This is a genomic window from Scleromatobacter humisilvae, from assembly GCF_023231945.1.
In the GTDB taxonomy this organism is placed as follows: Bacteria; Pseudomonadota; Gammaproteobacteria; order Burkholderiales; family Burkholderiaceae_C; genus Scleromatobacter; species Scleromatobacter humisilvae.
In genome coordinates this window covers 94677-109252 of record NZ_JAJLJH010000012.1, presented here as the reverse complement: position 1 = coordinate 109252, position 14576 = coordinate 94677, and the positions used below count along the sequence as shown (strand labels likewise).

General features: G+C 70.1%; 10 protein-coding genes. 3 read left to right on the top strand and 7 right to left on the bottom strand.

The features are described from left to right. Positions 1-60 precede the first annotated feature (60 nt). Both LPC04_RS26040 and LPC04_RS26035 read right to left on the bottom strand, forming a co-directional pair. On the bottom strand, positions 61-3930 hold the full coding sequence (locus tag LPC04_RS26040) for a PAS domain-containing protein (RefSeq protein ID WP_275685240.1): 3870 nt from the start codon (positions 3928-3930) through the stop codon (positions 61-63). Between the two features lie 74 nt (positions 3931-4004). Continuing rightward, on the bottom strand, positions 4005-5309 hold the full coding sequence (locus LPC04_RS26035) for a DUF445 domain-containing protein (protein ID WP_275685239.1): 1305 nt from the start codon (positions 5307-5309) through the stop codon (positions 4005-4007). Between the two features lie 94 nt (positions 5310-5403). Between LPC04_RS26035 and LPC04_RS26030 the strand changes: the two genes are divergently transcribed. After that, positions 5404-7656 carry a helicase-related protein gene (locus LPC04_RS26030; RefSeq protein WP_275685238.1) on the top strand — a complete coding sequence of 751 codons (2253 nt, stop codon included), beginning with the start codon at positions 5404-5406 and terminating at the stop codon, positions 7654-7656. A 90-nt stretch (positions 7657-7746) separates the two neighbouring features. Here the strand turns inward: LPC04_RS26030 and LPC04_RS26025 are convergent, their stop codons facing one another. Beyond that, on the bottom strand, positions 7747-8442 hold the full coding sequence (locus LPC04_RS26025; RefSeq protein ID WP_275685237.1) for an alpha/beta fold hydrolase: 696 nt from the start codon (positions 8440-8442) through the stop codon (positions 7747-7749). A gap of 185 nt (positions 8443-8627) precedes the next feature. Between LPC04_RS26025 and LPC04_RS26020 the strand changes: the two genes are divergently transcribed. After that, the gene (locus LPC04_RS26020) at positions 8628-9500 is read left to right on the top strand and encodes an AraC family transcriptional regulator (protein ID WP_275685236.1); all 873 of its coding nucleotides are present in this window, start codon (positions 8628-8630) and stop codon (positions 9498-9500) included. A 195-nt stretch (positions 9501-9695) separates the two neighbouring features. On the opposite strand, the gene LPC04_RS26015 is transcribed toward LPC04_RS26020, so the two are convergent. Genes LPC04_RS26015 through LPC04_RS26000 form a run of 4 tightly spaced genes read right to left on the bottom strand, consistent with a single transcriptional unit; the run spans position 9696 to position 13106 of the window. Next, entirely contained in the window at positions 9696-10436 is a 741-nt protein-coding gene (locus tag LPC04_RS26015; protein ID WP_275685235.1) for a LytR/AlgR family response regulator transcription factor, read from the bottom strand. Continuing rightward, a complete protein-coding gene (locus LPC04_RS26010) occupies positions 10408-11505 on the bottom strand; it encodes a hypothetical protein (RefSeq protein ID WP_275685234.1) in 1098 nt (365 codons plus the stop codon). The genes LPC04_RS26015 and LPC04_RS26010 overlap by 29 nt, the downstream gene beginning before the upstream one ends. After that, complete coding sequence (locus LPC04_RS26005; protein ID WP_275685233.1) at positions 11502-12602, bottom strand: sensor histidine kinase; 1101 nt, start codon at positions 12600-12602, stop codon at positions 11502-11504. The genes LPC04_RS26010 and LPC04_RS26005 overlap by 4 nt, the downstream gene beginning before the upstream one ends. 39 nt (positions 12603-12641) lie before the next feature. Beyond that, the gene (locus tag LPC04_RS26000) at positions 12642-13106 is read right to left on the bottom strand and encodes a hypothetical protein (protein ID WP_275685232.1); all 465 of its coding nucleotides are present in this window, start codon (positions 13104-13106) and stop codon (positions 12642-12644) included. A gap of 206 nt (positions 13107-13312) precedes the next feature. Here LPC04_RS26000 and LPC04_RS25995 point away from each other — a divergent pair, with 206 nt between their 5' ends. Further along, positions 13313-14560 carry a cation:proton antiporter gene (locus LPC04_RS25995; RefSeq protein ID WP_275685231.1) on the top strand — a complete coding sequence of 416 codons (1248 nt, stop codon included), beginning with the start codon at positions 13313-13315 and terminating at the stop codon, positions 14558-14560. The last annotated feature ends 16 nt before the right edge of the window (positions 14561-14576 follow it).

The window sequence follows — 14576 nt, the reverse complement described above, 5'->3', positions numbered from 1 at the left end:
GAGTCGGGAAACAACCTCAGTGCGGTGAATCCGCTTTCATGCTTCACGCGCCGGCGCGGCTCAGCGTTTGTCGGGCAGCCAGCGCATCAGGATCGCGTAGAGCGCCGCCGGGTTGACGGGCTTGGCGACGTGGTCGTTCATGCCGGCCTCCAGGCAGGCGGCGCGATCCTCGACGAACGCGTTGGCCGTCATCGCGATGATGGGCACCGCGGTGTCGCCGCGTTCGCGGATCGCGCGCGCGGCGACGAGGCCGTCCATCACAGGCATCTGCATATCCATCAGGATCAGGTCCCAGGTCTGCTGCGCGGCGAGCTCCAGCGCGATCGCGCCGTTCTCCGCCTGCTCCACCACCAGGCCCGCGTTGGTCAGCAGCTCGCGCGCGATCAGGCGGTTGATGATGTTGTCCTCCGCCAGCAGCACGCTCTGGCCGCCGTGGCGCTCGCGCACCAGGTCCTCGCTGGCGTCGCGCACGATCGCGGAGCCCGCGCGGGCGCCGCCCTGGCGATACAGCACGCGCGCGACGACGTCGTGCAGCGCCGACGCTGTCACCGGCTTGTCCAGCACCGCGTCCACCTTGATGCCGAACGCGCGGTCGCCCGACAGCCCCTCGGGCGACGAGCACAGCAGCACGCACGGCGGCATGCCGTCGCCCATCAGCGCGTGCAGCCGGACGAGCGTCGGCGAATCGTCGGCGCAGCGCGTGCTCGAGTCCACCAGCATCAGGTCGTACGGACGACCCTGCGCCATCTCGGCTGCCACGCGCTGCACGGCGGCCTCGCCGCTGGCATGCGTGTCCACCTGCATGCCCATCGTCGCCAGGTAGTTGGCGAGGACGGCCGCGGCCTCGGGCAGGTCGTCGACCAGCAGGATGCGCATGGCCTTCATCGGCGCCAGCGTCGCGGCCTCGTCCTCGCGCGCGGCGTGCGCGAGCCAAGCCGTGAACCAGAACGTGCTGCCCTGGCCCGGCGCGCTGACCACGCCGACCTCGCCGCCCATCGCGGCGGCCAGGTTGCGCGTCAGGGACAGGCCCAGCCCGGTGCCGCCGAAGCGCCGCGTCGTCGTGTTGTCGCCCTGCTGGAACGCGTTGAACAGCTCGGCCTGGCGCTCGGCCGGGATGCCGGGGCCGGTGTCCTGCACGTCGAAGCGCACGTGCACGCGGCCGGCGTGGTCGTCCAGCAGGTCGCCCTTGAGCTTGACCCAGCCGCTCTGCGTGAACTTGACCGCGTTGGACAGCAGGTTGATGACCATCTGCGACAGCCGCGTCGGGTCGCCGCGCAGCCGCTGCGGCAGGTGGTCGGTGTCGACGACCAGTTCCAGTCCCTTGGCCTGCGCGCGCTCGCCGACCATGTCGCAGGCGGTGGACAGCAGCGTGTCGAGCGAGAAGTCGGCCTCCTCCAGCGTGAGCTTGCCGGCCTCGATCTTGGAGATGTCCAGCACGTCGTTGATGATCTGCAGCAGGTGCTGGCCGGCGTCGCCGATCTTGCCCAGGCGCTCGCGCTGCAGCGCGTCGCGCGGGTCGCGCGCGAGCAGGTACGCCAGGCCGAGGATGCCGTTGAGCGGCGTGCGGATCTCGTGGCTCATGTTGGCCACGAACGCGCTCTTGGCGCGGTTGGCCGTCTCGGCCTCGTCGCGCGAGCGGGCCAGGGCCTCGTTGGTCCGCGTGAGCTCGGCCTCCGCGCGCTTCAGGGCGCTGATGTCGAAGGCCATCATGTAGACGCCGTGCACCTCGCCCGACGGAGCGTTCGCCGGCACATAGTGCACCTGGTAGACGCCGCCGCCGTCCAGGCCGAGGTCCGGCTGGAACTCGAAGACCTGCCGCTTGCCATCGAGCGCCAGTTGCAGCCGGTCGATGACCGCCGCCTCGTGCGCCTTGCCGAAGATCTCGGCCCGCGTGTGGCCGATGACCTGGTCGGCGCTGCGATGGAAGTTCTCGAGGTAGCTGCGGTTGGCGAAGCGGCAGCGCAGGTCGCGATCCCAGTAGGTCACCAGGCCCGGAATGGCATCCGTGACCTCGCGGCTGAAGCGCGCCGAATCCGCCAGCGCGGCATTCGCCGCCTGCAGTTCGGCCGTGCGCAGGGCCACCTCCCGTTCCAGTTCGTCACGATGGCGCAGGGCATCGGCCTCGAGGCGCAGCCTGCGGGTGACGTCGGCGAACGACGTGACGACGGAAACCAGCACGCCCGTGTCCGGACTGATCACCGGCACCGAGCTGATCTGGTAGGCCACGGGCTCGCCCGCGGGGCTCAGCGTGTGGACGAGGACGTCGTGCTGCGGCCCCTGCCCGGCGATCACCTTGGCGATGGGCAGCTCGGAGGGATCCATCGGCCGCCCGCCGGCATCCACGAGCGCCCAGCCGGGGGCCACGATCGACTGCCCCGCCCACTGTTCGCTGGTCGCCCCCACCATGCGCTCGGCGGCCGGATTGCACGAGATCACGATGCCCTGCGGATCGCACACGAAGACGCCTTCGTTGAGCGCCGACACCACCGAGCGGTAGTGCGCCTCGCTCTCGCGCAGCGCGCGCTGCGCCTGGCGCATCGGCATCACGTCGCGCGACACGCTCAGGATGCCCAGCAGCGTGCCCTCGGCGTCGACCAGCGGCCCCTTGGTGGTCAGCAGGTGGACGGGGCCGTGCGCCGACGGCAGCGTCTCCTCGAACGCGCCCTTCAACTCGCCGCGCGCGGCCTTGCGGTCGTCCTCCGTGATCCGCGTCGCGGCCTCGGCGCCGAACAGCTCCTCGCTGGTGCGGCCCAGCACATCCTCCACGCGGCGTCCGACGAATTCCGCCGCCGCCCGGTTGCAGAAGACATAGCGGCCCTCGAGGTCCTTGGCATAGATGGCATCGCTGGCGCTCTGCGCGATCGCCTCGAGCAGCGCCAGGGCGCGCAGGCGCTCGCGGTGCTCGTGGCGCTCGTGCTCCGCCAGCCGCACCAGGCGGCGCTGCGACCACAGCCGCGTCGCGAGCGCCGCGCCCAGCAGCGCCAGCACGGCCGCGAGCAGGGTCTCGCGGGCGCGTTCCCAGGCGGGCGCGTCGACCTCGTCCATGTCCATCTTCGCCACGAGCCACCAGTCGGTGCCCGGCACCGTCCGCCCGACCCACAGCACGTCCTTGCCGGCATAGTCGACCGCCCTGATGGCCGTGCCCTGCAGCAGTTCTCCGCGCATGGCGCGCGCGATCGCCAACGGCGCCGTCGCCACAGGCTCGCTGACGCGCCCGAGGCTGCCCGGCCGTCCGCGCAACTCGCTGATGTTGACGACGCGGTCGCCCTCGCGATCCCACAGCACGGCCTCCGCCGTGCGGCTGGGCACCGGCCACGCGGCCAGCATCGGGAACAGCGAGCGGCGCGGGTCGATGCGCAGCACCATCGCGCCGCGCGCGGGCGTCCCGGTCTTGAGCAGCGGGACGACGATGTCGAGCCGTTCCGGGATCTCCGTGCCGAAGCGGCCATAGATGCTGGAGCTGGTGGCCGCGCGGGCCGCGATCGCGTCGAGCACCGTCCTCTTCAGCTCGGGGGCCATCTGGCGATCCGCGGGATGCTCGCGCGCGAGCACGTTGCCGGCGGCATCGACCAGCAAGGCGCTGTCGGCGCCGTCGGCATGCCGGGAGTCGATCGCGCGCGCCATCAGCCGTTGTCCGGCCGCGGCGTCGCCCTGATCCTGCCATTGCGTGTAGAGCCCGGCCAGCACCGTGCCGTCGGCGATGAACTGCGCGAAGCTCATGTGGCGGTCGACCCAGGCCTGCACCTGGGTCGACCGCAGCTCGGCGACCGATTCCAGCCGCGCGGCGGCCTGCGCGCGCTCCTGGCGGACGTCGCGCACGACGGCCACACCCGCGACGAGGGCCACGACCGCCACCACGGCCACGGCGGGCAGCAGCCGCATGATGCGCGACCGCCGCTGGCCCGTCCTCCCGTCCGCGAAGAATCCCATGTGCGCTGCGCCTCGGCACTTCCGGACGGCCAGTGTATGCCGGGCCGCGCCGCGCACATGCCGGTGCAGCGGACTCAATGCAGCATCAGCCGCAGCGCGTGCAGCGCCAGCCCCGCGAGGCCGCCCACGATGGCGCCGTTGATGCGGATGAACTGCAGGTCCTTGCCGACGCTCAGCTCGAGCTCGTCGACCAGCTGGCGGTCGTCCCAGTCCTTGATCGTCTGCGCGATGTGCTCGGTGACGCCGCCGCGCAGGTTCGCCGCCAGTTGGCCAGCGGCCGACAGCAAGTGCTCGTTGAGCGAGGCGCGCAGGCCCTCGTCGCCGCGCAGGCGGTCGCCGACGTCGCGCATCGCCTGCGCCACGTGCTCGGCCAGCGCGGAGTGCTCGTCGGCGAGATCGGCCTGCAGCAGGCGCTTGATGTCGTTCCAGACCGAGGCGGCGTAGTCGAGGATGGCCGGATCGGTGATGGCGCGCTCCTTGACGCGCTCGAACGCGGCGACCAGCGCCTCGTCGTGGCGCAGGCGCCCGGTGAACTCCGCCAGCCAGCGGTCGTAGCGCTGGCGCACCGGGTGGTCGGGCTGGGCGAGCACCTCGCGCAGCTCGCCCAGCACCGAGGCGCTGAGCTTGTCGGCCAGGCCGTCGGCCATGCGCGCCACCGGCGTCACCAGCTCGACCATCCCGACCACCTTGGGCCACTCCTTGCGCGCGTGGCGCACCATCAGCGCCGATACCCGCGCCTTGACCTCGTCCTCGGCCAGGAAGTCGCCGATCTTCTCGAGCCCGGCGTCCAGCAGCTCGTGGTGGCGGCCGCCCTGCGTCAGCACGGTCAGCACCTCGGCCGCGGTGGCGGCGCTGTTCCAGCGGCGCGCCTGCGCGACGACCAGCTCCAGCGTCGCCTGCCGCATGCGGCCGTCGTCGAACAGCTCGACCGCCTTCAGCGCCCAGCCGCGCGCCTCGGCGACCCAGTCGTCGACCCGCGCCGGATCCGACAGCCAGTCGGCCAGGCGGCGCGACGGATCGAACACGCCCAACCGGTCGACCAGCGTCTGCGGGTCGAGGAAATGGTCGCGCACGAAATGCGCCAGGCCGTCGGCGACGCGCGCCTTGTTGCGCGGGATGATGGCCGTGTGCGGCAAGGGCAGGCCCAGCGGATGGCGGAACAGCGCGACGACCGCGAACCAGTCGGCGATCGCGCCCACGGCCGAGGCCTCGCAGAACGCCTCGATCCAGGCCCAGGCGCCCTCGCCGCCCTGCCACACCGCCAGCGCCAGGCCGGCCAGCGCGGCGGCAAGCAGGCCGCCGGCGCTCCATTTCATGCGTTTCAGCGCGACGGCGCGCGGGTCGACAGCGGCCGAAGCGGCGCTTTTGGACAGATTCATCGTCGGCAGTGTGCCCTTCAACAAGGCGCGACCCGTCATACTCTCGGTCTTTCCCTGAAAAACGCACCCGCGCGTGATGCGCGCGTGCCGCTGCATGAGCTCCGACCCCGCGACCCTTCCGCCCATCGATTCCGCCGCCGCCCCGCCGCGCGCCATCAAGCTGCCCAACGCCCGCCATGCGAGCCGGGTGCCTCCCGACATCACCGCCGCCGACGTCGCGCGCATCCAGCAGGCGGCGTACCAGCTGCCGCAGGTCGTCAAGCCGGCGGACTACATCGACGAGCACGCGCCGCACTTCGAGCAGCACCTCGACGGGCTGGGCATGATCCTGCTGCAGAAGGCCGTGGCCGGCGCGCGCCCCAGCCGCTGGATCGCGCCCGATCGCATCGCCGACGCCCTGCGCCACCTCGACGTCGTCGGCAACGGCCCCAACGTGCGCGCGCTGATGCAGGCGCGCACGACCGAGCTGGAGAACCTCGGCGTCACGCGCGAGGCCGGCGACTTCGACCGCTTCCTCACACAGACGCTCAAGCTGCCCGCCAGCGGCGTGCAGCTGCGCGTCGCCTACCGCCAGCCCGTGCCCGCCGCGCCGGTGTGGGACTTCTACCGCACCGGCGACCTCGACGCGTTCAAGGCCGCCCTCGGCGACGCCCCGCCCTACGCCGACGCCGCCGAGCTGGTCGACGTCGTCGAGCAGCTGGTCGCGCGCGCCGAGTCCGGCCATTCCGAGCATGTCGGCTCGCTGGTGCAGCGCCTGCAGGCCGAGGCCGCGCGCCCGCAGCCGTTCGCCGACCTGAAGGCCTCGCTGGTGCGCGCGCAGGATCGCTGGGAGCGCCACGTCGCCGAGTTGAACGCGCTGGCCGGCCTCAACGACGAACTGGCGTTCCAGGGATACCCCGACACCTTCGAGCTGGCGCGCCGCATGCAGCGCACCGTCACGCTGTACGTCGGCCCGCCCAACAGCGGCAAGACCTACGCGGCGTTCGAGAAGCTCGCGGGCGCGCATGACGGCTGCTACCTCGCGCCGCTGCGCCTGCTGGCGCTCGAAGGCCGCGACCGCCTCGTCGGCCGCGGCGTCGCCTGCTCGCTGCTGACCGGCGAGGAGAACGACCCGGCGCCCGACGCGCGCGTCGTCTCCAGCACCATCGAGATGGTCAACACGTCCAAGCCGATCGACGTCGCCGTCATCGACGAGGCGCAGATGATCTTCGACAACTCGCGCGGCTGGGCCTGGACGCAGGCGATCGTGGGCGTGCCGGCCAACGAGGTGATCATCATCTGCTCGGCCTACGCCGCCGAGGCGATCGAGAACCTGCTCAAGCTGTGCGGCGAGAACTGCAGGACGCTCGTGTTCGAGCGCAAGCAGCACGTCGAGCTGATGCCCGGGCCGGTGCCGATCTCCGCGCTGAAGAAGGGCGACGCCGTCGTCGCCTTCAGCCGGCGCGAGGTGCTGATGCTGCGCGACCAGGTCGCGGCCAACGGCCATCCCGTCTCGGTGATCTACGGCGCGCTGCCGCCCGAGGTGCGCCGCCGCGAGGCCGAGCGCTTCGCGCACGGGCACGCGCACATCCTCGTGGCCACCGACGCGATCGGCATGGGCCTGAACCTGCCGATCCGCCGCGTGCTGTTCTCGACGCTGAAGAAGTTCGACGGCGTCGGCGACCGCATCTTGAACGAGTCCGAGGTGCACCAGATCGCGGGCCGCGCCGGCCGCTACGGCATGCACGAGGAAGGCTTCACCGGCGTGCTGCGCGAGGCCGAGCCGACCGCGCTGCGCACGCTCAAGGAACTGCTGCCCAAGCCGCCGCGCGCCCCGCGCGACTTCAAGGCGACGGTCGCGCCCAACTGGTGGCACGTCGACACCATCGCCACGCGCCTGCACCTGACCCGGCTGCGCGCGGTGCTGGACGTCTTCGTCGACCAGCTGAAGCTGGACAACGCCCACTTCGCCGTCGCGGAGCTGGACCAGATGCTGGAACTCGCGGCACAGCTCGACCAGACCGCCGGCAAGCTGTCGCTCAAGCAGCGCTTCATCTACGCCCAGGCGCCCGTCGACACCCGCACCGAGACCCAGGTGCAGGCCTTCCTCGACTGGACGCACCACCACGCGACGGTCGGCAAGGCCGGCACGCCGTGGTTCCTCGACGAGGTCGACGAACACAGCCGCCTGGACAACATGGAGAAGGCGCTGCGCTCGTGCACGCTGTGGCTGTGGCTGGATCTGCGCTTCCCGGGCATCTATGGCCACATCGATGCGGTGATCGATCTGCGCGAGCGGCTCAACGAGGGGATCGAGCGCCATCTCAAGGGCAAGAAGCCGTTGTGGCAAAGGGGCGGGCGGCGCTGAGGTTCGAGCGTTCGCCAAACCGCGCAAGCGCCCGTCACCCCCCTTCGCGGGCCAATGCAGCGGGGGGCCTGTCCGTCGACCCCCTCTTCTTCAGCGCACCACCTCGGCTGCAGCCTTGCGGATCACATCGATGACGAGTTCCGGCTTCGACAGCATCGGGACGTGGCTCGACTCCACCTCGGTGATCCGGGCCTTCATCCGCGTCGCCAGGAAGCGCTGCAGTTCCGGATGCACCGTGTGGTCCTTCCTGGCCAGGATGAACCAGCTCGGCTTGGTCTTCCACGCGATGCCGCCCGTGAGCTTCTGCTGCAGGAACAGGTCGGCGGCGGGGGCGTAGTGGGTGGCCCAGACGACCTTCTGCTCCTCCGGAGACAGGTCGCCCGCGAAGAACTCCGTGCCGTTCGGCATCATCCACGCGCGGCCGTCGGAGACTTCGACGCGGCCGAAGATGTCGGACGGGTACTTGTCGAGCTGGCTCTGCACGGTCTCGCCGACGTCCGGCGCCACGGCGGCGATGTAGACCAGGCCGACCACGCGATCGTCGGCGCCGGCGGCCGTGATGGTGGCGCCACCGTAGGAGTGCCCCACGAGCAGGACGGGGCCGCTGACGCGGTTGAGCGTGCGCTTGATCGCCGCGACGTCCTCGGCGTACGAATCGAGACCGTACTGGACGGCCATGACCTGGTGGCCGTCGGCCTGCAGCGCGGGAATCACCTTGTTGAAGCACGAGCCGTCGGCCCAGATGCCGTGGCAGAAGACGATGGTAGGCTTGGTTTGCGTGGACATATGCCTTCTCCTGAAGAGGGTTGACCTGTGGATGGAGGGAACGTCGCCTTTCCCGGTGCGCCGCTCTCGCTTGGATGGGTGCAGCGAGGGTGACTGCGGTTTCGCTCAAGCTGGCTTCGCTGGAGCGCCGGGATCGACGAGTTCATACTAGGCATGGCCGCTTCGCTTGTTTTTCCCTCCCGTCCATGAGTTTTGACAGACTCACCAATCCTGACCTGCTGTCCGAATTCTTCGAGCGCGTGCGCTTGAGAGGACAATTCTTCTACGCGGGCACCGTCCAGGGCGTGCTCGACCTGGACAAGCCGTCAGGGATGGCATTCATCTATATCCTGGAGAGCGGAGACCTGGATCTCGTCCGGCCCGGGGCGCCGGTCGTCCGCCTGCGGGAGCCGAGCGTGCTGCTTTGCCCCAGCAGTTGCCGCTACAAGCTTCGATCGGCGTCGATCGACTATCCGCGGATCGTCTGCGCTTCATTCGACTTCGGACAGAGCACGGGGCAGTCGTCTCCGCTCGGAGTCCAGGACGCGTTGGTGTTCGCGCGCAGTTCCGTCCAGAACGCTGCGCCTCTGATCGATGCGATCCTGAACGAGTTTCACGCCGATGCCCCGGGGCGCCAGCGCGGCCTGAGCATGCTGTTCGAATACCTCCTGGTATTGCTCGTGCGCAAGTCGTTCGCCGAAGGGCTTGTTTCGAAGGGATTGCTGGCGTCGATGGTGGATCCCCGGCTTGCCTGCGCTCTTCTCGCGATCCACAGCAACCCCGACCGCGACTGGAACGTCGATGCGCTGGCCGCGCTCGCGGGCATGTCGCGCTCGGCCTTCTGTCAGCACTTCCAGAAGATGCTCGACGTGGCGCCGATCGCCTACCTCACGGCCTGGCGCGTCAAGCTGGCCAAGGATCTCATTCGGGATGGCACTGAACTCAAGGTCGTGGCGGCGACGCTGGGCTACAGCTCCCAGGCGGCCTTCACGCGGGCTTTCGCCCGAGAGCTCGGCATGCCTCCGGCGGGATGGCGCCGGTCGATTGCAGGCGACGCCGCGTTGCATCAGCGCGCTTGAGTCGCAGTCCGGGGGCCTGCGAAGCAGAAGCGTGTCGAGAGCGGGCAATTCGGGGTCGGGTCCTGCCCGGCAAATCAGGGAGCGTGAGTTGCCACGCCTGGCCTGGGGCGGATGGCTGTGAAGGACCAAGCTCGATCGTCCGACCGGATCTCATCGCAGCCGGCCCGCAAACACGGTGCGAATTCGAGTTGCGGTCTACATCTGCTTGAAGAGGTGCGCGTAGGCCGCGCTGACCTCCAGGCGTTCCGGGCGTTCCTTCAGGCTGATCATGAGCTTGCCAGCCAAGCCGCGGTTCACGCTGCGCACGGCATTCAGGTTGACGATCGTGCTGCGATGGACTTGCCAGAACATGTGGGGGTCGAGCCGCTGCGACAGCTCCTTGAGGGTCAGGCTGATCAGTGCATTGGCGCTCTCGGTGACCACTTCGACGTATTTGCTGTCGGCGCGGAAATAGCAGACATCTTCGATCGTGATCAGCTGAAGCTCGCGGCCGCGCAGCACGGTGATCCAGCGCAGCGGCTCGTTCTGGGGCCGCTGCTGGATCTGCGACATCAGCCCGCCGAGATCGGCAGGCGCCTGGCCCAGACGCCGCTTGACGCGCTGCACCGCACGCACCAGGCGCGCGGGGTCGAGCGGCTTCAGGAGGTAATCGACGGCGCCTTCGTCGAATGCCTGCACGGCGAACTGGTCGAAGGCCGTGATGAAGACGATGTGGGCGCACGGCGACGCCAGTCGTGCGACTTCGAGTCCTGAAAGACCAGGCATCTGCACGTCCAGGAACACGACCTGCGGGCGGTGCTGCTCGATCGCCCGCAGCGCTGCGTGACCGTCGTGCACGATCTCGCGGACCTGGGCTGCCGGCCAGATCCGGGCCAGCTCGTCCCCGATCTCGGCGGCAAGAAGGGCCTCATCCTCGGCGATCAGGATGCTCGTCATATTCGGCGTCGACCTCGATGAACAGGCGCAGGGACGCCGGATCGGCTCGCAACACCGCGTTCGAACCGTGCACGGCGATGAGTCGCTGACGCGGCTCGTCGATGTCGGCGGCGTGCATCCTTGCATCTCGCAGGGCTGCCGCGCTGCCGTCCGTCGTCGCGATGTCGATGATCAAACGGTGGCCCGTCACGATCGCCCTGATGCGCCAACCCGAAGGGCGCAGCGTCGTGAGCCAGCGAAGAAGCGGCAACAGCACCAGCGGCGCCAGGCGCGCGCGCGCAGCGGCGTCGCTGACCTCGACGTGCAGGAGCTCAGGCTGCTGCCCTGGCGCGGCACGCACGCGGGCCTGGGCTTCGAGCAGCGCCAACTCGCGCTGGAGGGTCGAGGCGCGTTGCTGGACGGACGGCTGCATCGCGCGCAGCAGGCTGATGAGGTCGGCCAGCTGGCGATCAGCGAGGCCGGATTCGCTGATCAGTGCCGCATCGATGCGCCCGAGAGCATCGAACAGCAGTTGTGGGTCGACGCGGGCCTGCAGGGCAAGCAGCCGCGAAGCAATGAGCTGACGCTGCGCAATGGCGCGATCCCGCTCCGCGGCCTGCAGGCGTTCCCGCGCAACCCGTCCGCCGCGCCACTGCGCGTAGGCCCCGACGCCCAGGCCGTGCAACAGCAGCGTTGCGCCAATCTGCGTCAGGTCGTCATCGATCCCCCACCAGGCGGCCTTGCCGAGCACCGGCCACAGGAGCCGCGCGACGATCCAGACGCCGGCCTGGCCGGTCAGGATCACGGCCAGCGCGTAGGCCCACAGGGCGGACACGCCACGGTCGACCGCGCGATCCGCCACCAGCACCGCGAAGACCAAGGGGAAACCGAATTGCAGCACGTTGTAGAGAAGCGCCACGGCAGCCTGGTGTGCGTCGCTCGGCGGGAAGGCGATGGGCACGCCTGCATTGAACAGCGTGGCGGCGCCGACGAGGACGGCCAACGCGCTCGTTCGCCAACGCCATTGGCGCGCGATGTCTCGAATACATTCCAGGATCGGCGGCATCGATGGCGCGATTGCAGCGGTCATTCCACGGCCTCCGGCAGCACGATGGTGGCGATGAGGCCTCGCGGCTCGTTCACTTCCAGGCTGAGCGACGCGGCGGCGCCGTGCAGCGCGCCGAGCCGGGCGCGCAGATTGGCCAGCCCGGTGCCACCGCCGCAGCTGCTGCCCATGCCGCGCCCGGTGTCGGCCACGACCAGCGTGAGGTGACGGCCGTCCGATCGAGCGGCGACGCTGACAAGAGCGCCTTCGGCCAATGGCTGCACGCCATGCTTGATGGCGTTCTCGACCAGGGTCAGCAAGACCAGGGGTGGCACGCGGCGCCTTGCGAGTTCATCGGGAACGTCGAACTCGGTGCGCAGCCGCGCGCCCATCCGGACCTGGTGTACCGCTGTGTAGGCCTGCACCAACCCGAGCTCGCGGTCGAGCGTGCTGTGCTCGTCGCGGAGGCGCGGCAGCGCCACCTCGAGGTAGCGCATCAGGTCGGCGAGCATCGCGCGCGCGGCGGCGGGATCCGTGCGCACCAGGCGCCGCAGGTTGGCCAGCGTGTTGAAGAGGAAATGGGGTTCGACCTGTGCCTGCAGCAACTGCAATTGCGCGCCGGCCAATTCACGTTCGAGCGCGACGCGCTGCAGCACGGAGGCGTGGACGGCGTCCGTTGCCGCGCGCATGCGTCGCATGTGGTCGTATGCAAGAGTGCACAACAACGCGAACACCAGGTTGAACTGGAGTGCGAACGCGGGTGTCCATCCATCGGATGCGCCGTCCTGGTTGCCGATCCGCATCGCGAAGAAGCGCCCCATCCCGGCCACGGTGAGGACGAGCACGAGCGCCAGCAGGCCCGCGGCGTGGCCGCGGCCGCCGCGCGGTATCCAACGGTAGCCCACGACGAGAACAGCGAACGACAGGGCGTTGCCAAGAAAGATCTGCGGCACCATGGTCGGCAGCACGGCCAACTGGTTCTTCAGCGCGGTACCTCCGACGACGAAACAGGCCAGCGTGGGGCCGAGGAACTCGGCCAGGGTGATGACCCCCGCCAGTCCCATCACACGCAGCCAGGCGATGCCGGTTGGCATCGCTCTTTGCGGAATGATCGATGCCTCGTGCGACATGCCGGCGATCATCTTCCCAAGCCCGAGGGGGCGCAATCCCGGCTTCCGCCGTCACTGCGTCACCACCGCCACTGCGCCGTGTTCCGGCTTCTCGTAGATGTCGACGAAGCGGATCTCGAATTGGAAGGCCTGTCTTTGCGGGCGGTCCGAGTGGCAGTCCATGTCCTGCATGGCGGAGCGCACCCAGCGGGCGTAGAGCCGCGGGCCCGACAGCGCCCGGATGTCGCGCACGCGATCGCCGTCGAGCGTGAAGTTGACGATCACGGTTCCGGTCTTGCCGACCGCCTTCCAGGCGCTGGCCAGGTCGTCTGGCAGGTCGGCCAGGATGTTCGGGCAGACGCTGGTGACATCGCGCCGCAATTCCTGGGCAGGCGCTCGTCTGTCGATCTCGACGGCCTGGGACAGGTCATTTCCGGTGGCCTGGGCAGCGGCGCACAACGGCGTCGCCAGCAAGATGGCAGCGCCCAGGCGTCGGGTCTGAAGACGGATTGCTTGCATGATCTCTCCTTGCTGCACGGCTCGTCGGCGGTGAAAGACACGCCATGGCCAGAGCCTAGGACGCGGGTCGTCCAGCGGGAACGTGCATCCGACGAAGTCGCGCGTGGACCGACGAGCCTGCGTGTGCGGGCGACGAATCCGCAAGAGGCGAGAATCGCCTGCGTCGATCAGTCGTCCGCTGCCGGCCGCCCCGAGATCCACCGCCCCGTCATCCACCGCGTTCCATGCCCACGACCACCCTCCTCCTCCAGCTGATCGTCATCCTCGTCGCAGCCCGCGCCTGCGGCTGGCTGCTGCGCTGGCTGGGGCAGCCGCAGGTCGTCGGCGAGATGGCCGCCGGGCTCGTGCTCGGGCCGGCGGTGCTGGGCTTCTACGCGCCGGCGTGGAGCGCGCAGCTGTTCTCGAAGGAGCTGCTGGGCGGACTCAACGCGCTGTCGACGCTGGGCCTGGTGCTGTTCATGTTCGTCGTCGGCCTCGAGATCCGCTCGCCCGGCGGCGTGCGCCGGCAGCTGCGCGCGGCCGGCAGCGTCGGCGTGCTGAGCGTGGCCGTGCCGGCCGGCCTCGCGTTGGCCGTCGCGCCCGCGCTGTATCCGTCGCTCGCGCCTGCGGGCGTCGGCTTCATGCCGTTCGCGATGTTTCTCTCGGCCGCCATGTCCATCACCGCCTTTCCGGTGATGGCACGCATCCTGAAGGACCGCGGGATGACGCAGACGTCGTTCGGCCGGGTCTCGCTGGCGGGGGCGGCCGTCGTCGACGTCTTCGCGTGGATCCTGCTGGCCGGGGTGGTCGCGATGGCGGGCTCGGGCGACGCGTCGCGCGGCGGGCTGGCCCGGATCCTGGCCGGCACCGCGCTGCTGCTCGCGGCGCTGTTCCTCGTCGCGAGGCCGCTCTACGCGCGCCTGCTCGCGGCGCACGCGCCGGAGGGCACGCCGTCGCTGGCGGTGCTGGCCGCGCTGATGCTGGGCCTGCTGGCGAGCGCCTGGGCCACCGAATGGCTGCACCTGCACGCGGTGTTCGGCGCCTTCCTGTTCGGCGCCTGCCTGCCGCGCGACGACCGCCTGCTGCGGGCGCTCACCGAACGCGTGGAGCCCCTGTCCATCGTGCTGCTGATGCCGCTGTTCTTCGCCCTTGCCGGGTTGTCGACCACGCGCGCCGCGTTCGCGGGCGGTGCGCTGGGCGCGATGGCGCTGGTGATCGCGGTGGCGGCGGTCGGCAAGCTGCTGGGCGGCGCGATCGGCGCGCGCGCCTCTGGCCTGGACGCCGCGGACAGCTTCGCGGTCGGCGCGCTCATGAACGCGCGCGGGCTGATGGAGCTGATCGTGATGAAGGTGGGGCTCGACACCGGCCTCATCGGCCCCGGGATGTTCACCATCCTGCTGGTCATGGCGCTCGTCACGACGGCGATGACCAGTCCGCTCATCTCGCTGGCCTTGCGCCTGCGGCGGACAGCGGCGGCCCCGGCGCAGGCCTGAAGCCGGACGATCGTTC